This is a genomic window from Streptomyces sp. NBC_00223 (assembly GCF_036199905.1).
Classification (GTDB): Bacteria; Actinomycetota; Actinomycetes; order Streptomycetales; family Streptomycetaceae; genus Actinacidiphila.
Map to the genome: position 1 here is coordinate 4,084,963 of NZ_CP108109.1, position 18,848 is coordinate 4,103,810.

19 protein-coding genes are annotated in these 18,848 nt (G+C 69.8%); 10 read left to right on the top strand and 9 right to left on the bottom strand.

The window, feature by feature from the left end:
* Positions 1-13: 13 nt before the first annotated feature.
* The 4 genes from sigM (at position 14) to trxA (ending at position 3,045) form a co-directional block, all read left to right on the top strand.
* Positions 14-685, top strand: a complete 672-nt coding sequence (sigM, locus tag OHA30_RS17180; protein ID WP_328914726.1) for an RNA polymerase sigma factor SigM — start codon at positions 14-16, stop codon at positions 683-685.
* A complete protein-coding gene (locus OHA30_RS17185) occupies positions 682-1,593 on the top strand; it encodes an anti-sigma factor family protein (protein WP_328914727.1) in 912 nt (303 codons plus the stop codon). Before sigM ends, OHA30_RS17185 begins: the two co-directional genes overlap by 4 nt.
* A gap of 126 nt (positions 1,594-1,719) precedes the next feature.
* A complete protein-coding gene (gene trxB / locus OHA30_RS17190; RefSeq protein ID WP_328914728.1) occupies positions 1,720-2,670 on the top strand; it encodes a thioredoxin-disulfide reductase in 951 nt (316 codons plus the stop codon).
* Between the two features lie 45 nt (positions 2,671-2,715).
* Positions 2,716-3,045: a thioredoxin gene (gene trxA, locus OHA30_RS17195; protein ID WP_328914729.1), complete on the top strand. Its 330-nt coding sequence runs from the start codon at positions 2,716-2,718 to the stop codon at positions 3,043-3,045.
* Positions 3,046-3,160: 115 nt separating this feature from the next.
* On the opposite strand, the gene OHA30_RS17200 is transcribed toward trxA, so the two are convergent.
* From OHA30_RS17200 to rpmH, 9 genes are all read right to left on the bottom strand, one after another.
* Positions 3,161-3,778 (bottom strand): GNAT family N-acetyltransferase, encoded by a 618-nt coding sequence (locus OHA30_RS17200; RefSeq protein WP_328914730.1) that lies wholly within the window; start codon positions 3,776-3,778, stop codon positions 3,161-3,163.
* 87 nt (positions 3,779-3,865) lie between these two features.
* The gene (locus OHA30_RS17205) at positions 3,866-4,969 is read right to left on the bottom strand and encodes a ParB/RepB/Spo0J family partition protein (RefSeq protein ID WP_328914731.1); all 1,104 of its coding nucleotides are present in this window, start codon (positions 4,967-4,969) and stop codon (positions 3,866-3,868) included.
* Positions 4,966-6,093, bottom strand: a complete 1,128-nt coding sequence (locus OHA30_RS17210; RefSeq protein ID WP_328914732.1) for a ParA family protein — start codon at positions 6,091-6,093, stop codon at positions 4,966-4,968. Before OHA30_RS17210 ends, OHA30_RS17205 begins: the two co-directional genes overlap by 4 nt.
* Before the next feature lie 246 nt (positions 6,094-6,339).
* Entirely contained in the window at positions 6,340-7,083 is a 744-nt protein-coding gene (rsmG, locus tag OHA30_RS17215; protein WP_328914733.1) for a 16S rRNA (guanine(527)-N(7))-methyltransferase RsmG, read from the bottom strand.
* Between the two features lie 146 nt (positions 7,084-7,229).
* Positions 7,230-7,748: a Jag family protein gene (locus tag OHA30_RS17220; protein ID WP_328914734.1), complete on the bottom strand. Its 519-nt coding sequence runs from the start codon at positions 7,746-7,748 to the stop codon at positions 7,230-7,232.
* A gap of 15 nt (positions 7,749-7,763) precedes the next feature.
* Positions 7,764-8,981: a membrane protein insertase YidC gene (gene yidC / locus OHA30_RS17225; protein WP_328914735.1), complete on the bottom strand. Its 1,218-nt coding sequence runs from the start codon at positions 8,979-8,981 to the stop codon at positions 7,764-7,766.
* 2 nt (positions 8,982-8,983) lie between these two features.
* The gene (gene yidD / locus OHA30_RS17230; protein ID WP_328914736.1) at positions 8,984-9,301 is read right to left on the bottom strand and encodes a membrane protein insertion efficiency factor YidD; all 318 of its coding nucleotides are present in this window, start codon (positions 9,299-9,301) and stop codon (positions 8,984-8,986) included.
* Entirely contained in the window at positions 9,298-9,696 is a 399-nt protein-coding gene (gene rnpA, locus OHA30_RS17235; RefSeq protein ID WP_328914737.1) for a ribonuclease P protein component, read from the bottom strand. Before rnpA ends, yidD begins: the two co-directional genes overlap by 4 nt.
* 18 nt (positions 9,697-9,714) lie before the next feature.
* The gene (gene rpmH / locus OHA30_RS17240; protein WP_328914738.1) at positions 9,715-9,852 is read right to left on the bottom strand and encodes a 50S ribosomal protein L34; all 138 of its coding nucleotides are present in this window, start codon (positions 9,850-9,852) and stop codon (positions 9,715-9,717) included.
* A gap of 499 nt (positions 9,853-10,351) precedes the next feature.
* Here rpmH and dnaA point away from each other — a divergent pair, with 499 nt between their 5' ends.
* The 6 genes from dnaA to gyrB all read left to right on the top strand — a co-directional run bounded on the left by dnaA (position 10,352) and on the right by gyrB (position 18,819).
* Positions 10,352-12,019 (top strand): chromosomal replication initiator protein DnaA, encoded by a 1,668-nt coding sequence (gene dnaA, locus OHA30_RS17245; RefSeq protein ID WP_443045132.1) that lies wholly within the window; start codon positions 10,352-10,354, stop codon positions 12,017-12,019.
* Positions 12,020-12,752: 733 nt separating this feature from the next.
* Positions 12,753-13,883 (top strand): DNA polymerase III subunit beta, encoded by a 1,131-nt coding sequence (gene dnaN / locus OHA30_RS17250; protein WP_328914740.1) that lies wholly within the window; start codon positions 12,753-12,755, stop codon positions 13,881-13,883.
* Positions 13,884-13,949: 66 nt separating this feature from the next.
* Complete coding sequence (gnd, locus tag OHA30_RS17255; protein ID WP_328914741.1) at positions 13,950-14,825, top strand: phosphogluconate dehydrogenase (NAD(+)-dependent, decarboxylating); 876 nt, start codon at positions 13,950-13,952, stop codon at positions 14,823-14,825.
* A 46-nt stretch (positions 14,826-14,871) separates the two neighbouring features.
* Positions 14,872-16,005, top strand: a complete 1,134-nt coding sequence (gene recF / locus OHA30_RS17260; RefSeq protein WP_328914742.1) for a DNA replication/repair protein RecF — start codon at positions 14,872-14,874, stop codon at positions 16,003-16,005.
* On the top strand, positions 16,002-16,538 hold the full coding sequence (locus OHA30_RS17265; protein ID WP_328914743.1) for a DUF721 domain-containing protein: 537 nt from the start codon (positions 16,002-16,004) through the stop codon (positions 16,536-16,538). The genes recF and OHA30_RS17265 overlap by 4 nt, the downstream gene beginning before the upstream one ends.
* 280 nt (positions 16,539-16,818) lie before the next feature.
* Complete coding sequence (gene gyrB, locus OHA30_RS17270; protein ID WP_328914744.1) at positions 16,819-18,819, top strand: DNA topoisomerase (ATP-hydrolyzing) subunit B; 2,001 nt, start codon at positions 16,819-16,821, stop codon at positions 18,817-18,819.
* Positions 18,820-18,848: the final 29 nt, after the last annotated feature.

Below are 18,848 nucleotides of genomic sequence, written 5' to 3' on the forward strand. Positions count from 1 at the left end.
CGGGGGGCCGGTCTTGGCGGGAAACGCGTTCGGCGACGCCGACGACGCCGATCTCCTTGCCCGGCATGTCGCGGGGGACGCCGACGCCTTCGGGGAGCTGGTCCGGCGCCACCGCGATCGGCTGTGGGCGGTCGCGGTGCGCACCCTGGGGGACCGCGAGGAGGCGGCGGACGCCGTGCAGGACGCGCTGGTGTCCGCCTTCCGGGCCGCCCACACCTTCCGCGGCCAGTCGGCCGTCACGACGTGGCTGCACCGGATCACGGTGAACGCCTGTCTGGACCGGACCCGCAGGGCCGCCTCCCGGCGCACCGCACCGGTCGCCCAGGAGACGAACTTCGAGAACCTCCTGGAGCCGCACGAGTCCGCCGCGGCGCCGGCCGAGCGCGGCGAGCTGCACCGCGAACTGCTGGCGGCGCTCGCCACTCTCCCGCCCGAGCAGCGGGCCGCGCTCGTCCTGGTCGACATGCAGGGCTACCCGGTGGCCGAGGCGGCGAAGGTGCTGGACGTCCCCACCGGCACGGTCAAGAGCAGATGTGCCCGCGGCCGGGCCCGTCTGCTGCCGCTTCTCACCCATCTGCGCACCGGTGGCACGGATAGCGCCGACCGCGCCGGGGGAAGGAACCGGACGGAGGGGGCATCCGTCACAGAGACGGGAGCGGAAAGGGACGGAGGTGGCCACCGGTGACATCGACGACGGGGAAGGACCCGCATCCGGAGGTCGCGGAGATCTCGGACCTCTCCGAAGGCCTTCTGCCGCCCGACCGGGTCGCCGAGGTGCGTGACCACCTCGCGGGCTGCGATCTGTGCGCGGACGTCCTGACGTCCCTGGAGGAGATCCGCGGGCTGCTGGGCACCCTGCCGGGACCGCGGCGGATGCCCGCGGACGTCGCCGGACGGATCGACGCGGCACTCGCCGCCGCAGCCCTGCTCGACGCCACCCGGCCCGATGTTCCACGTGAAACATCGCCGGCGCCGGTCCCTGTTCCACGTGGAACATCCACCGCGCCCGACGGTCACCCGGGCGGCGCCAAGGGTCCCGGACGCGGCGGCGCCGCCGGGAATCGTCCCGGCGGCGGTCGCCGGAGGCGGGGAGTGCTCACGGCGGTCTCCGCTGTCGCCGTGCTCCTCCTCGGCGGCGTCCTGTACCAGGCCGCGTCGAGCGGTGGCGGCACGGCGACCACGGCCAACTCGGACGCCGTGCGGAAGGCCGACGGAGCGGCCGTCACCGACCCGGTGGGGAACCAGGTGCGGCGGCTGCTCGCCGGGCCGGAGAGCCCGCCCGGCACCCTCGGGACCGGCAAGGTCAGTGGCCACGCCGACACCCCGATGCTCAGCAGGAACGGCATCGGCACGGCCCCCGGGTCGAGCGGCGCGACCGCCGCCGTGCCCGTGCCCTCCTGCGTGCTCAAGGCCACCCAGCGCGCCCAGACCCCCCTGGCCGCCCAGCGCGAGCTGTACCAGGGCACGGAGAGCTATCTCGTCGTCCTCCCGCACCCCGGTGACGACGGCCTCGTGGACGCCTTCGTGGTCAATGCCTCCTGCACGCCCGCCGCGCCGGGCGCGGTGCTCTTCCAGGACACCTACCCGCGTTAGGCGCGGGCGCGGCGCCAGGACACGAGCGGCACGCTGCCCCGGGAATGCCGGACCCGTAGTATCCGTTAGGCAGGACGAGAGTCCAGCCAGGGCCCGCAGCAGTTCGCAGAGACGAGGAAGACACCCGTGAGCGACGTCCGTAACGTGATCATCATCGGCTCGGGTCCCGCGGGGTACACCGCGGCGCTCTACACGGCGCGTGCGTCCCTCAACCCGCTGGTCTTCGAGGGTTCGGTCACCGCCGGCGGCGCGCTGATGAACACCACCGAGGTGGAGAACTTCCCCGGGTTCCGTGACGGCATCATCGGCCCGGATCTGATGGACAACATGCGCGCCCAGGCCGAGCGCTTCGGCGCCGAGCTGATCCCGGACGACGTGGTCGCGGTCGACCTCAGCGGTGACATCAAGACGGTCACCGACTCGGCCGGCACCGTGCACCGCGCGAGGGCCGTCATCGTCACCACCGGATCGCAGCACCGCAAGCTGAACCTCCCCAACGAGGACCAGCTCTCCGGACGCGGCGTGTCCTGGTGTGCCACCTGTGACGGCTTCTTCTTCCGGGACCACGACATCGCCGTGATCGGCGGCGGCGACACCGCGATGGAGGAGGCGACCTTCCTCTCCCGGTTCGCCAAGTCCGTGCGGATCGTGCACCGCCGCGACAGCCTGCGCGCCTCCAAGGCGATGCAGGAGCGCGCCTTCGCCGACCCGAAGATCTCCTTCGTCTGGGACAGCGAGGTCGCCGAGATCCACGGCGACGGCAAGCTCTCCGGTCTGACCCTGCGCAACACCAGGACCGGCGAGACCTCCGAACTGCCCGTCACCGGGCTGTTCATCGCCATCGGCCACGACCCGCGGACCGAGCTGTTCAAGGGAGTGCTCGACCTGGACCCCGAGGGCTACCTCACCGTGCAGGCTCCCAGCACCCGTACCAGCATTCCCGGTGTCTTCGGCGCGGGAGACGTCGTGGACCACACCTACCGCCAGGCGATCACCGCGGCCGGCACGGGCTGTTCCGCCGCGCTGGACGCCGAGCGCTACCTGGCGGCGCTCGCCGACGCCGAGAAGACCGCCTGAACCCGAAACCCCTCCACCCGCTTGGACCTACCTGAGGAGACTGCCGTGGCCGGCAACACCAAGCACGTGACGGATGCGACCTTCGCCGAGGAGGTGCTCGCCAGCGACAAGCCCGTCCTGGTGGACTTCTGGGCCGAGTGGTGCGGTCCGTGCCGTCAGATCGCCCCCTCCCTGGAGGCGATCGCGGCCGAGCACCCCGAGGAGATCACCATCGTCAAGCTCAACATCGACGAGAACCCGGTGACCGCCGCCAAGTACGGCGTGATGTCCATTCCGACGCTCAACGTCTACAAGGGCGGCGAGGTCGTGAAGACCATCGTCGGCGCCAAGCCGAAGGCCGCCATCGTGCGCGACCTCGCCGACTTCATCGGCTGAGTCCGGCACCGACCCGACGGCGGCCGGTCACTGTTCCACGTGGAACAGTGACCGGCCGCCGTTCTTGTGCCCACAAGGGCGGTGCCTACAGGGGCCGTGCCCACAGCGACCGTGCCTACAGGGGCCGCAGCGCCGGTTCCTTCTGAACGGCCCCCAGCAGCCGGTCGATCGCCATCTCGACGTCCTCCTTCCAGGAGATCGTCGAACGCAACTCCAGCCGCAGCCGGGGGAAGCGCGGATGCGGGCGGACCGTCTTGAAGCCCACCGCGGTGAGATGGTCCGCGGGAAGCACACAGGCGGGCGCGGACCATCTCGCGTCGCCGAACGCCTCGATCGCCTTGAAGCCCCGCCGGACCAGATCCTTGGCGACCGTCTGCACCAGGACGCGCCCGATGCCCTGGCCCTGATAGCCGGACAGCACCCGGGAGGTCATCAGCTGAACGGCGTCCGCCGACACCGGGCTGGTCGGAAAGGCCAGTGACCGCGGGACATACGCGGCGGGCGCGTAGAGCACAAAGCCCGCCGGGACCTCGTCGACGTAGACGATCCTGCCGCAGGAGCCCCACTCCAGCAGGGCCGCGGAGATCCACGCCTCCTTCTCCAGTTCGGGCTTGCCCGCCTGGACGGCCGCCTCGCCGCTGACCGGGTCCAGCTCCCAGAAGACACAGCGCCGACAGGGCCTGGGAAGGTCCGGGAGATTGTCGAGGGTGAGCGGTACGAGCCGACGTCCCATGTGGCCAAGACCCCATTTCTGTCGCTTCTGTCGCGCGCCGAACGGAATTCGGGCGCTCCGGTGAGGGTCACCGGAGCGCCCGACGGATCACTCGGCGTCGTCCTCGGGTTGTTCGTCGTCATCCAGCTTGCTCTCCAGAACCTTGCCCTCGCCGGGGGCCATGGCCCCCAGGATGCGCTCCAGATCCTCTATCGAGGCGAACTCCACGACGATCTTTCCCCGCTTCTGGCCGAGATCGACCTTCACCCGGGTCTCGAAGCGGTCCGACAGCCGGGTGGCGAGGTGGGTGAGCGCCGGGGAGACCCGACGGCCGGCCCTCGGGGCCGACGACTTGCGGGCCGCCGTCTTGGGCTCGCTGTTCATCAGCGTCACGATCTCCTCGACCGCGCGCACCGACAGCCCCTCGGCCACGATCCGGTGGGCCACCCGGTCCTGCTCGTCCGAGTCGTCCAGCGACAGCAGGGCGCGGGCGTGACCGAAGGAGATGACCCCGGCCGCGACCCGCCGCTGGACCGGAGCGGGGAGCTTCAGCAGCCGCAGCGTGTTGGAGACCTGCGAGCGCGAACGCCCGATCCGGTCCGCCAACTGCTCATGGGTGCAGGCGAAGTCGCGCAGCAGCTGGTCGTAGGCCGCCGCCTCCTCCAGCGGGTTCAGCTGGGCCCGGTGCAGATTCTCCAGGAGGGCGTCCAGCAGCAGCTTCTCGTCGTCCGTGGCGCGGACGATCGCGGGAATCCGGTCCAGGCCGGCTTCCCGGCAGGCCCGCCAGCGCCGCTCACCCATGATCAGCTCATAGCGGTCGGTGGCGATCTGACGGACCACCACCGGCTGGAGCAGACCCACCTCCTTGATGGAGGTGATGAGCTCGTTCAGGGCGTCCTCGTCGAAGACCTCGCGCGGCTGGCGCGGGTTCGGCGTGATGACGTCCAGCTCCAGCTCCGCGAAGTAGGCACCGGTGACCGGGACCCTGGACGCGGAGAGGTCGGGCTCTGTTTCACGTGAAACAGGGATGTCCACCACCGGCGGCGGTACGGACTCGGGTGCTCTTCGCTCCACCAGTCCGGCCACCTTGGCCGCCGCGACACCGCGGTCCGGCGTCAGGACCGGCACGGACGTGGGCGATGTGCCGGCCTGCGGCGCGGCCGGGATCAGCGCGCCGAGACCACGGCCGAGCCCTCTGCGTCGATCACTCACTGGATACCCTCCGACATGCTGTGCGGGTTGTGCTCGTTGTGCTCGCCCTGCGGGTCGTACTCGACGGTGATACCGCCTTCGCCGCCACCGGAAAGGCCGCGGAGTGCCATCTCCCGGGCCGCTTCCAGATACGACAGCGCGCCGGTGGAGCCCGGGTCATAGGTCAGTACGGTCTGGCCGTAGCTGGGTGCCTCCGAGATGCGGACCGATCGCGGAATGTTGGTCCGCAGCACCTCCTTGCCGAAGTGCGTACGGACCTCCTCGGCGACCTGAGACGCGAGCCGGGTCCGGCCGTCGTACATCGTCAGCAGGATCGTCGAGACATGGAGCTTCGGGTTGAGATGGGCGCGGACCAGTTCCACGTTCTTCAGGAGCTGGCCCAGGCCCTCCAGCGCGTAGTACTCGCACTGGATCGGGATGACCACCTCGGCGCCGGCCACCAGGGCGTTGACGGTGAGGAGGCCGAGCGAGGGCGGGCAGTCGATCAGGACGTAGTCCAGCGGCTGTTCGTACGCCGCGATGGCCCGCTGGAGGCGGCTCTCCCGGGCGACCAGGGAGACGAGTTCGATCTCGGCGCCCGCCAGGTCGATGGTGGCGGGGGCGCAGAAGAGCCCTTCCACGTCGGCGACCGGCACCACGACATCGGAGAGCGGCCTGCTCTCCACCAGGACGTCGTAGATGGACGGGACTTCGGCGTGGTGGTCGATGCCCAGCGCAGTCGAGGCGTTGCCCTGCGGGTCGAGGTCGATCACCAGCACCCGGTTGCCGTGCAGGGCCAGGGAGGCCGCCAGGTTCACCGTGGTCGTGGTCTTCCCGACCCCGCCCTTCTGGTTGGCGACGACCATCACCCGGGTCTGGGCCGGTCTGGGCAGCCCCTCACCGGCGCGGCCCAGGGCCTCGACGGCCAATTGGGCGGCGCGACCGATGGGAGTGTCATCCATGGGAGGCAATGTTTCACGTGAAACATCACCCCCGAACCTCGGGGGACCGGACAGAGGTCCCCCGGCTGATTCAGCTGAGCGGGGACCGGGGACCGGGTCGGCCATCGGCCCCGCGATGTTGGCGTCGGACCGCAAGGACTCACTCTCCTCGACTTCAGGCTCGCAATGAGAAGAGCCTGCCATGCCCGAGGGGTGCTGAACCAGCGAGGCCCGGCCGCCTGTGGATAAATCCCGTGATCTGTCCACAGGAGCGGTCGTCTTAGCGGGTTTATTGGCGCGCGCCTCTGCTGCGGCGCGACCACGGCTGAGGACTCCGGGAAGGAGCGAGCGACGTTTCACGTGGAACACGATGCACAGCGCCGTGGCCCATCCTCCGCAGACACTCCGAATTGTGCCGATTTGGCCGTTTGTATGGCGTAGAGCGCCGATTCAGCGGCGTCGGCGACCGGCGTTGCCCCCGCCGCGCGGGTTTCTGCTCGCGCGGGCCGCCTTCGCCCGGCGGGTCGCCGCCCGTACGCCGCCGGGGCTCTCCCCGACCAGCACCCGTACCACCGTGGAGAGCGGGTCCACGACGCCCTCGCCGACCTGGACGACCGTGGCGTCCACCGCGCCGAGACGGCTCAGCGCCGCCCGGGCCGCCTTCAGCTCCTCCTCGGCCGTGTCGCCCTTGAGCACGGCCATCTCACCGTGCGGCCGCAGTAGCGGCAGACCCCAGCCGGCCAGCCGGTCGAGCGGCGCCACGGCCCGCGCGGTCACCACGTCGACCGAAGGCAGCTTGCCGATCATCTCCTCGGCCCGCCCGCGGACCACTGTGACATTCGTCAAGCCCAGCAGCTTGACGACCTCTTCCAGGAAAGTCGTCCTGCGCAGCAACGGCTCCAGCAGGGTGATGTCCAGATCCGGCCGGGTCAGCGCCAGCGGAATGCCGGGCAGTCCTGCCCCCGAGCCCACATCGCACACCGACACCTCGTGGTCGATCACCTCGGACAGCACCGCGCAGTTCAGCAGATGCCGCTCCCACAGGCGGGGCACCTCACGCGGACCGATCAGACCACGCCGCACTCCCGCGTCAGCGAGCAGCTCGGCATAGCGCAGAGCGTCGGCGAACCGGTCGCCGAAGACCGCCCTGGCCTGCTCCGGCGGCGCGGGAAGCTCCGCGGCTGCCTCCGTCACGGGGACTGTCCTTTCCTCGGTTCTCCAGAAATGCTCACACAATCAGGCTGACAAGCTTCGGCCCCGCCTGCGAACAGACGGGGCCGACAGTACGAACAGCGAGCGGGGGCCAGGTCACGGCCCGGCCGGTCCCGCCCATGCGGTCCTCACACCGGAAGCACGACCACCCGGCGCTGGGGCTCCTCGCCCTCGGACTCACTGCGCAGCCCCGCCGCCGCCACCGCGTCGTGCACGACCTTGCGCTCGAAGGGCGTCATCGGGTCCAGCTTCACCGGCTGCCCGGTCTCCTTCGCCTCCTCGGCCGCGCTCGCGCCCAGCTTCGCCAGCTCCGCGCGCTTGCGGGCCCGGAACCCGGAGATGTCCAGCATCAGCCGGCTGCGCTCGCCGGTCTCCCGGTGCACCGCGAGCCGGGTCAGCTCCTGGAGCGCCTCCAGCACCTCGCCGTCCCGGCCGACCAGCTTGTTGAGGTCGCGGCTGCCGGTGTCGCCGATGATCGAGACCGACGCGCGCTCGCCCTCGACGTCCATGTCGATGTCACCGTCGAGGTCGGCGATGTCCAGCAGACCCTCCAGGTAGTCCGCGGCGATCTCGCCCTCCTGCTCCAGGCGGGTCAGGGTCGCGGACGAGCCGCTGTCGGATGCCGTGGTGGTGTTGACGTCGCTCACGCCTGGACTCTCCTCTTACTTCTTCTTCGACAGGTTGGTCGGCTTGGACTTCGCGTCACCGGGCTGCTTCGGCGAGCCGCCCTGCTTCGAACCGCCCGCCCTGGGAGCTCCGGGCTTGCCCGCCCTCGGGGCGCCGGCCTTGGAAGCGCCGGACGACTTCCCACCGCCACCGGACGACTTCGCGCGTCCGTTGGACGTGCCCGCATCGGAGTCGGAGACCGCGGTGGACCCTGAGCCGCCCTCGGAAGAGGAGTCGGGGGCAGAACCGCCGCCCGCGCCGACCGGACGGGCCCCGCCCGCACCCGCGCCCGTCGCCCGCTTGGACTTCGGCTGCCGCTTGGGCTGCGTACGGTTCGCCCGCGCCGCCTCGACCGCTTCCTTGGCCTTGATCTCCTCCGGCGGCTCCACCAGCTTGCCCTTGGCCCGCAGCCGCTCCTGCCGCTGCTGGAACGCCAGGCTGCCGGGGGTCGGGTTGCGCCGGATGACGACCAGCTGCTGGCCCATCGTCCACACGTTGGTGGTCAGCCAGTAGACCAGGACACCGACCGGGGCGATGATGCCGAACACCGCGAAGATCAGCGGGAAGACGTACATCAGCATCTTCTGCTGCTGCATGAACGGCGTCTTCACCGACATGTCCACGTTCTTCGTCATCAGCTGGCGCTGGGTGAAGAACTGGGACGCGGACATCATCACGATCATGATGATGGTGACCGTGCGGACCTCGCCGACGGAGGCATGCAGCTTGGCCAGGGTGTCCGAGGAGTCCAGGAACTTCGCCGGCAGCGGGGCGCCGAAGATGTGCGCCTTCTGCGCGCTGTCCACGAGGTTCTCGTGGATGACGCCGACCTTCTTGCCCTTGGCGATGTTGCTGAGCACGTGGTAGAGCGCGAAGAAGAACGGTGACTGCACCAGAATCGGCAGGCACGAGGAGAGCGGGTTGGTACCCGTCTCCTTGTACAGCTTCATCATCTCTTCGGACTGCTTCTGGCGGTCGTTCTTGTAGCGCTCCTGGATCGCCTTCATCTTCGGCTGGAGCACCTGCATGTTCCGCGTGGACTTGATCTGCTTCACGAACAGCGGGATCAGCGCCATCCGGATCAGCACCACCAGCGAGACGATGGACAGACCCCACGCCCAGCCGCTGTCCTTGTCGAAGACCATGCCGTAGAGCGAGTGGAACTGGACGATGATCCACGAAACGGCGTCGTACAGGGGGTTCAGGATCCCCACGGTCAGGCTCCTTGTGCGTGAGAGGGTCCGGTGGGCTCGGGCGTGACGGGCCCGTCGGAGCCGCCCCGCAGATAGCGGCGCAGCCGATCGTGCCAGGGGGGTCGCTTACGGGGCGGGACATGGTCCACACCGCCGGGCGACCAGGGGTTGCACCGCAGGATGCGCCACGCGGTAAGGGCGGTGCCCTTGACCGCGCCGTGCCGGTCGATGGCCGTGTATCCGTAGTGCGAGCACGAGGGGTAATAGCGGCAGACCGGGCCGAGCAGCGGACTGATCGTCCACTGGTACAGCTTGATCAGCGCGAGCAATGGATATTTCATCGAGCCACCCTCCCCTCGGCCTCGCCTCGGGTGTCACGGCCCAGCAGCCGCTCCAGTGCGGCGTCCAGGTCGAGGGCCAGCTGTGCATGGTCCGCGCTCCCGGCTCCGGGAAGCGCGCGGATTACCACAAGGCTACCGGGGGGCAACAGCGACAGACGGTCCCGCACGATGTGACGCAGTCGACGCTTGACCAGGTTGCGCTGTACCGACCCTCCGACTGCTTTGCTCACGACGAAACCCGCACGTGCCGGGGGAGTGCTCCCCCCAGGCACATGCGGGTCCGTGGAGTCGCGGCGCAGATGGACGACCAGCAGCGGGCGACCCGCTCGGCGTCCGCGGCGAACCGCTGTCGCGAAGTCCTGTCGCCGCCTCAGCCGATTCTCGGTGGGCAGCACGTCATAGACCTGTGACGATCAGGCGGACAGGCGTGAGCGACCCTTGCCACGGCGGGTCGCGATGATCGCGCGGCCGGCGCGGGTGCGCATACGCAGACGGAAGCCGTGGGTCTTCGCACGACGGCGGTTGTTCGGCTGGAAGGTGCGCTTGCTCACTCGGGGGCTCCAGGGAAATCGTGTCCGGCGGGGCGTCGCCTGGCTGTCACCGTGCGCCCACGAAAAGCTCGCGGACCAATCGGTTGCACCGCTTGTGACGATCGACCGGGGACATCCGGAGGACCCTCGCCCATCGGTAGGCAGGCGGCAGCAGCCATCGACAACTCGACCTCGATACGGTACGTGCGGCTGGGCCATCCGGTCAAACCCGGTCCCCGCAGCCCATAGTTTGTACACACCCTGTGGACAACGACTTGAACCGTGTGCGCCGCCCTGACTACCGTGGCTGAACTCAACAATTTTCCCGCCCGGGGGAGAATCACACTTTCGCGGGAGTTCTGAGCACCACCAAGCAACCGAGAGAGCGTGCACTGTGGCCGACGTGACTGCCGATCTTGCCGCAGTGTGGCCCCGGGTCCTGCAGAAACTCCTGGTGGACAGCGAGGACCTCAAGCCCAAGGACGCGGAGTGGCTCAAGCGCACCCAGCCGCTCGCCCTGGTGGCTGGCACCGCGGTCCTTTCCGCCCCCAACGAGTTCGCGAAGAGCGTGCTCGAAGGCCGGCTGCTGCCCCTGATCACCGAAGTGCTCAGCCGTGAGTTCGGTCACCCGGTGGGCATCGCCATCGCCGTCGCGTCCGGCGGCGACCAGGAGCAGGCGCCCCCGCCCGAGCGCGAGGAGCAGGGCCCCGCGCCCCAGGAGCCGTACGACCGGGGATCCCGCAGCGATCACAGCGACCGCGGCGAGCGCGGCGGTCTCGCCGACGGCCCGAGGATGCGCCCGGCCTACTCCGAGCACCAGGACTGGCAGCAGCCCAACCTCGGCGGCTGGGGCGCGCCGCAGCCCACCGGCTTCCCCGGCCGCGAGCCGTACGACGGCGGCCGGCGCGAACCGTACGACAGCCCCCGGGACGCGTACGAGGACCGGCGCGAGCGCGACTCCTACGACGACCGGCGCGAGCTGCGCTACCGGCCCGAGCCGCGCGACGGCTACCCGAACGTGCCGCACCAGGGCCACCAGCCGTACGCGCCGGCGCAGTCCGGTTACCAGCAGCAGAGCCCGCCGCCGGTCCCCCGCGGCGGCGAGCAGTCGTCCGGGGCCACCGGCCGGGGCGGCTCGTCCGGCGGCGCGGTGGAGCCGACCGCGCGGCTGAACCCGAAGTACCTCTTCGACACCTTCGTCATCGGCGCGTCCAACCGCTTCGCGCACGCCGCCGCGGTCGCCGTCGCCGAGGCGCCGGCCAAGGCGTACAACCCGCTGTTCATCTACGGTGAGTCCGGCCTCGGCAAGACGCACCTGCTGCACGCCATCGGGCATTACGCGCGCAGCCTCTACCCCGGCACCCGGGTCAGATACGTGAGCTCGGAGGAGTTCACCAACGAGTTCATCAACTCCATCCGGGACGGCAAGGCGGACGCCTTCCGCAAGCGGTACCGGGACATGGACATCCTGCTGGTCGACGACATCCAGTTCCTGGCGCAGAAGGAGTCGACGCAGGAGGAGTTCTTCCACACCTTCAACACCCTGCACAACGCCAACAAGCAGATCGTGCTCTCCTCCGACCGGCCGCCCAAGCAGCTGGTCACGCTGGAGGACCGGCTCCGCAACCGCTTCGAGTGGGGCCTGATCACCGATGTCCAGCCGCCCGAGCTGGAGACCCGGATCGCGATCCTGCGCAAGAAGGCCGTGCAGGAGCAGCTGAACGCGCCGCCCGAGGTGCTGGAGTTCATCGCGTCGCGGATCTCGCGGAACATCCGCGAACTGGAGGGCGCGCTGATCCGGGTGACGGCCTTCGCCAGCCTCAACCGGCAGCCGGTCGACCTCCAGCTCACCGAGATCGTGCTGAAGGACCTGATCCCCGGCGGCGACGACTCGGTGCCGGAGATCAGCGGCACCGCCATCATGGCCGAGACCGCCGCGTACTTCGGGCTGGCGGTGGACGACCTGTCGGGCTCCTCGCGCAGCCGGGTGCTGGTCACCGCGCGGCAGATCGCCATGTATCTGTGCCGGGAGCTGACCGATCTGTCGCTGCCGAAGATCGGCGCGCTCTTCGGCGGGCGGGACCACACCACGGTGATGCACGCGGACCGCAAGATCCGCTCGCTGATGGCCGAGCGGCGGTCCATCTACAACCAGGTCACCGAGTTGACCAACCGCATCAAGAGCTGAGCCCCCGCTGCCCCTGTTCGATTAACTGTCGCCGCGATCCGCTTCTCCACAGGATCGCGGCGATTGTCGTTTCCACACCCTGGGGACACCGGAGTTGTCCCGATCCTGTCCACAGGTAGCCTGCGCCGGGGTGCGTACGGCCTGCTCAGCCGGGTGTGGATTTGTGGGCAACTCCTGTCCACAGACTGTGGACAGCGGGGGCGCCGCACAGCGGCCGCCGACAGTTGTCCACCGCTCGCCCACAGGAGAGGCCCGGTTGTACACAGCTGGGAGCCACTTCTCCACATGTTTGTCCACTGTTCGGCAACGAAACACGGTCTGTCCCCTGGAAGAGTGAAAGCGGTCACACCAAGGCGGTGGGTTGGCCTGGGGAGAACCTGGGTATTTCTGGGGACGAGCCTGGGGAGAACCACAGGTGCCCTGTGTACCGGGTGTGGAGAACTTTCCGCCGTCCACAGCACCCCCTGGTTATCCACCCCCTCCGCCCACAGGCACGGTGGATAAAAAACAGGGTCTGACCTGCACCGGAACCACTTATCCACGGTGTCCACAACCCCTACTACTACGACTACACGTAGAGAAGGGGGAAACTGCTTCGAAGCGGGGGCTGTGCACAACTCGGCCCCGAGCCGCCCGCGCCTCGTGTCGCCGTTTGACATCAAGCCGCTCCGACTGTCAGTCCTGTGCGTCAGACTGTTCCCCGACAGTCAGCAACAAGCAGGAGGCGGTTCCGGTGAAGATCCGGGTGGAGCGCGACGTACTCGCCGAGGCAGTGGCTTGGGCAGCCCGCAGCCTCCCGGCCCGTCCCCCGGTGCCCGTCCTCGCCGGGCTGCTGCTCAAGGCCGAGGAGGGCCGGCTGAGCCTGTCCGGCTTCGACTACGAGGTCTCGGCCCGGGTCGCGGTGGACGCCGAGGTCGACGAGGAGGGCACCGTCCTGGTCTCGGGCCGGCTGCTCGCCGACATCTCCCGGGCGCTCCCCAACCGCCCGGTGGAGATCTCCACCGACGGCGTACGGGTCACCGTCGTCTGCGGCAGCTCGCGGTTCACCCTCCACACCCTGCCGGTGGACGAGTACCCGGCGCTGCCCGCGATGCCCACCGCCTCCGGCACCGTGCCCGGCGAGGTCTTCGCCGCCGCGGCCGCCCAGGTCGCCATCGCGGCCGGCCGGGACGACACCCTGCCGGTGCTGACCGGTGTGCGGATCGAGATCGAGGGCGACACGGTGACGCTGGCCGCCACCGACCGCTACCGCTTCGCCGTCCGCGAGTTCCTGTGGAAGCCCGAGCAGGCCGACATCTCCGCGGTCGCCCTGGTGCCCGCCAAGACCCTGCTGGACACCGCCAAGTCGCTCACCAGCGGTGACACCGTCTCGATCGCGCTGGCCGGGTCCGGCGAGGGCGAGGGCCTGATCGGCTTCGAGGGCGCGGGCCGCCGGACCACCACCCGGTTGCTCGAAGGCGACCTGCCGAAGTACCGCACGCTCTTCCCGACCGAGTTCGCCTCGGTCGCGGTGATCGAGACCGCGCCCTTCGTCGAGGCGGTCAAGCGCGTGGCCCTGGTGGCCGAGCGCAACACCCCGGTGCGGCTGAGCTTCGAGCAGGGCGTGCTCACCCTGGAGGCCGGTTCCAGCGACGACGCCCAGGCGGTGGAGCGGGTCGACGCCAGGCTGGACGGCGACGACATCTCGATCGCCTTCAACCCGACCTTCCTGCTGGACGGCCTGAGCGCGATCGACTCCCCGGTGGCGCAGCTGTCCTTCACGACCTCCACCAAGCCCGCGCTGCTCAGCGGCCGCCCCGCCGTGGACGCCGAGGCGGACGACGCGTACAAGTACCTCATCATGCCGGTGCGACTGTCCGGCTGAGCCGTGGTCGGCGGGCCGTCGTAGGCTCGTCCTCAGGTCAGGCACGCTTCGAACGAAGGATCTGTGATGGAGCTCGGTCTCATCGGTCTCGGCAAGATGGGCGGCAACATGCGCGAGCGCATCCGCCGCGGCGGCCACACCGTCATCGGGTACGACCGGAACCCGGATCTCGCCGATGTCCACAGCCTCAAGGAGCTTGTGGACGGCCTCCAGGGACCGCGTGTGGTCTGGGTGATGGTCCCGGCCGGCGCGGCCACCCAGTCGACCATCGACGAGCTCGGTGAGCTGCTCTCCCCCGGCGACATCGTGGTCGACGGCGGCAACTCCCGCTGGACGGACGACGAGAAGCACGCCGGCGAGCTGGGCGCCAAGGGCATCGGCTTCGTCGACTGCGGTGTCTCCGGCGGCGTCTGGGGCCTGCAGAACGGCTACGCGCTGATGTACGGCGGCACCGCCGAGGACGTGGCCAAGGTGCAGCCGATCTTCGACGCGCTCAAGCCCGAGGGCGACTCCGGCGCGGTCCACGCGGGCAAGGTCGGCGCGGGCCACTTCGCCAAGATGGTCCACAACGGCATCGAGTACGCGATGATGCAGGCCTTCGCCGAGGGCTGGGAGCTGCTGGAGGCGGTGGACTCGGTCACCGACGTCCGCGAGGTCTTCCGCTCCTGGCAGGAGGGCACGGTCATCCGTTCCTGGCTGCTCGACCTCGCGGTGCGCGCCCTGGACGAGGACGAGCACCTGGGCAGGCTCAAGGGCTTCGCGCAGGACTCCGGCGAGGGCCGCTGGACGGTGGAGGCGGCGATCGACCACGCGGTGCCGCTGCCCGCGATCACGGCCTCGCTCTTCGCGCGGTTCGCCTCCCGGCAGGACGACTCGCCGTCGATGAAGATGATCGCCGCGCTGCGCAACCAGTTCGGCGGCCACGCCGTCGAGTCCAAGTAAGCCGGCAGCACGGAGGAGGTCGGCGGCCCCAGGGCCGCAGCGAGCCATGCACGTAGCGCACCTTTCGCTCGCCGACTTCCGCTCCTACGCCCGGGCCGAGGTCCCACTCGACCCGGGCGTCACGGTGTTCGTGGGCCCCAACGGCCAGGGCAAGACCAACCTCGTCGAGGCGGTCGGCTATCTGGCCACGCTCGGCAGCCACCGGGTCGCCGCGGACGCCCCGCTGGTCCGCCAGGGCGCCGAGCGCGCGGTGCTGCGCGCCCAGGTGGTGCGCGGCGACCGGCAGCAGCTGATCGAGCTGGAGATCAACCCGGGCCGCGCCAACCGTGCCAGGATCAACAGGTCCTCGCAGGTCAGACCCCGTGATGTGCTAGGCATCGTGCGCAGTGTGCTCTTCGCCCCCGAGGACCTGGCGCTGGTCAAGGGCGACCCGGGCGAGCGCCGCCGCTTCCTGGACGAGCTGATCACCGCCCGCGCCCCCCGGCTGGCCGGGGTACGCGCCGACTACGAGCGCGTGCTCAAGCAGCGCAACACCCTGCTCAAGTCCGCCGCAATGGCCCGCAGACACGGCGGCCGCGGCGCCGACCTGTCGACCCTGGACGTGTGGGACCAGCATCTGGCCCGGGTCGGCGCGGAGCTGCTGGCCCAGCGTCTCGACCTGGTGGCGGCGCTCCAGCCGCTGGCGGACAAGGCGTACGAGCAGCTGGCGCCCGGCGGCGGACCGGTCGGCCTCGACTACCGCGGCTCGATCGGCGACGAGCGGCTGGCCGGGGCGACCGGCCGCGAGGATCTGTTCGGACAGTTGCTCGAAGCCCTGGGCGAGGCCCGGCGGCAGGAGATCGAGCGCGGTGTGACACTCGTGGGTCCCCACCGTGACGATCTGGTCCTGAGGCTTGGCTCGCTGCCCGCGAAGGGCTATGCCAGTCATGGGGAGTCGTGGTCGTACGCGCTGGCGCTGCGGCTGGCCTCCTACGAGCTGCTGTGCGCGGACGGCGACGAGCCCGTGCTCGTCCTGGACGACGTCTTCGCCGAGCTGGACACCCGGCGCCGGGAGCGGCTGGCCGAGCTGGTGGCTCCGGGCGAGCAGGTGCTGGTCACCGCGGCGGTGGACGACGATGTGCCGGGCGTGCTCTCCGGGGCGCGGTTCGCGGTGGAGAACGGAACGGTGGAACGGCTATGACCGAGCAGGATCCCCCAGGCGCCGCGGCGACCGGACAGCCCGCGGGCGTGGACCTGGCCCGCGTCGCGCTGCGCGCGGCGAAGGAGCAGGCCAGGGCCAGGGGCGCGGCCGCGGTGCAGAAGCGGCAGGCCAGGCGCGGCGGTCTGCGCAGCGGTGCGCGGGCGGACGGCCGGGACCCGCTGCCGCTGGGCGCCGCGATCAGCCGGCTGATCACCGAGCGCGGCTGGGAGGCCCCGGCCGCGGTCGGCGGGGTGATGGGCCGCTGGCCGCAGCTGGTGGGCCCCGAGGTGGCGCTGCACTGCTCGCCCGACCGTTACGACGAGGACGAGCGGGTGCTCACCGTCCAGTGCGACTCGACGGCGTGGGCCACACAGCTGCGGCTGCTCGCCCCGACCCTGGTGGCCAGGCTCAACGCGGACCTGGGCCACGGCACGGTGAAGCTGCTCAAGGTGCTGGCGCCGGCCGGTCCGAGCAGGTCGTACGGCCGGCTGCGGGCGCCGGGCAGCCGCGGCCCCGGGGACACGTACGGGTGAAACGGCCGGGGCGGGAGTGCACGTGCTCAGCGTAGCCGGGGGTTGACAGCCGGAAGCCCTGGACGCCCGTGTGAGCGGTTTTGGCCCCGGGGCCGCGTGTAGGGAGTCGCGCGACCGAGGTTTTGGGCGGCACATGGGAACTCAGGTACCGGCAAAGCCCCATGCATCTCGGCGCTACCGGTAGACTGATGCGTAGTCCGCCCTCCCCTGTCTCTCCGACAGGGGTACCCCGGCGGAACATGTCGAACGACGCAGCCGATCCCGCTCGGCGGGACGGCTCGTGCTGTGCCAGAAAGGGCGCTTCGTGGCCGATTCCGGCAACCCCAACGAGAACTCCAACAAGTCCTACGACGCCAGCCAGATCACCGTGCTGGAAGGGCTCGAGGCGGTGCGCAAGCGCCCCGGCATGTACATCGGCTCGACCGGTGAGCGAGGCCTGCACCACCTGGTGCAAGAGGTGGTCGACAACTCGGTCGACGAGGCGATGGCCGGTCACGCGGACACCATCGACGTCAGGATCCTGGCCGACGGCGGCGTGCGCGTGGTGGACAACGGGCGCGGCATCCCGGTCGGCGTGGTCCCCTCGGAGGGCAAGCCGGCCGTCGAGGTCGTGCTGACCGTGCTGCACGCCGGAGGCAAGTTCGGCGGCGGCGGTTACGCGGTCTCCGGCGGTCTGCACGGCGTCGGCGTCTCCGTGGTCAACGCGCTGTCGACGCGCGTCGCCGTCGAGGTCCGCACCGACGGGCACCGCTGGACGCAGGAGTACGAGCTGGGTGTGCCGACGGCGCCGCTGGCCAAGCACGAGGCCACCGAGGAGACCGGCACGTCGGTCACCTTCTGGGCCGACCCGGACATCTTCGAGACCACCGACTACTCCTTCGAGACGCTCTCGCGGCGCCTCCAGGAGATGGCGTTCCTCAACAAGGGCCTGCGGATCTCGCTGACCGACGAGCGCGCGGACCACGTCGACGAGGAGGGCAAGCCGCTCTTCGCCTCGTACTACTACGAGGGCGGCATCGTCGACTACGTGCGGTACCTCAACTCGCGCAAGGGCGAGATGGTCCACCCCACGGTGATCGACATCGAGGCGGAGGACAAGGAGCGGCTGCTGTCGGTCGAGGTCGCGATGCAGTGGAACACCCAGTACAGCGAGGGTGTCTACAGCTTCGCGAACACGATCCACACCCATGAGGGCGGCACGCACGAGGAGGGCTTCCGCGCGGCGCTGACGGGTCTGGTCAACCGCTACGCGCGGGAGAAGAAGCTGCTGCGCGAGAAGGACGACAACCTCACCGGTGAGGACATCCGCGAGGGTCTGACTGCGATCATCTCGGTCAAGCTCGGCGAGCCGCAGTTCGAGGGCCAGACCAAGACGAAGCTAGGCAACACCGAGGCGAAGACCTACGTCCAGAAGGTCGTCCACGAGCACCTGACGGACTGGCTGGACCGCAATCCGACCGAGGCGTCCGACATCATCCGCAAGTCGATCCAGGCGGCCACCGCCCGGGTCGCGGCGCGCAAGGCGCGGGACCTGACCCGCCGCAAGGGCCTGCTGGAGTCGGCGTCGCTGCCCGGCAAGCTGAGCGACTGCCAGTCCAACGACCCGACGAAGTGCGAGATCTTCATCGTCGAGGGCGACTCGGCCGGCGGCTCGGCGAAGTCCGGCCGCAACCCGCAGTACCAGGCGATCCTCCCGATCCGCGGCAAGATCCTCAACGTGGAGAAGGCGCGGATCGACAAGATCCTTCAGAACCAGGAGATCCAGGCGCTGATCTCCGCCTTCGGCACCGGGGTGCACGAGGACTTCGACATCGCCAAGCTCCGCTATCACAAGATCATCCTGATGGCGGACGCCGACGTCGACGGCCAGCACATCAACACCCTGCTGCTGACCTTCCTCTTCCGCTTCATGCGACCGCTGGTCGAGGCCGGACACGTGTATCTGTCCCGCCCGCCGCTGTACAAGATCAAGTGGGGCCGCGAGGACTTCGAGTACGCGTACTCCGACCGTGAGCGCGACGCGCTGACGAATCTCGGCAAGCAGCAGGGCAAGCGGATCCGCGAGGACTCGATCCAGCGCTTCAAGGGCCTCGGAGAGATGAACGCCGAGGAACTGCGGGTCACGACGATGGACATCGACCACCGTGTGCTCGGCCAGGTCACGCTCGACGACGCGGCGCAGGCCGACGACCTGTTCTCGGTGCTGATGGGCGAGGACGTCGAGGCGCGGCGCTCGTTCATCCAGCGCAACGCCAAGGATGTCCGGTTCCTCGACATCTGAGTCGGCCCCGATTTTGGCCGTGTGAAAGG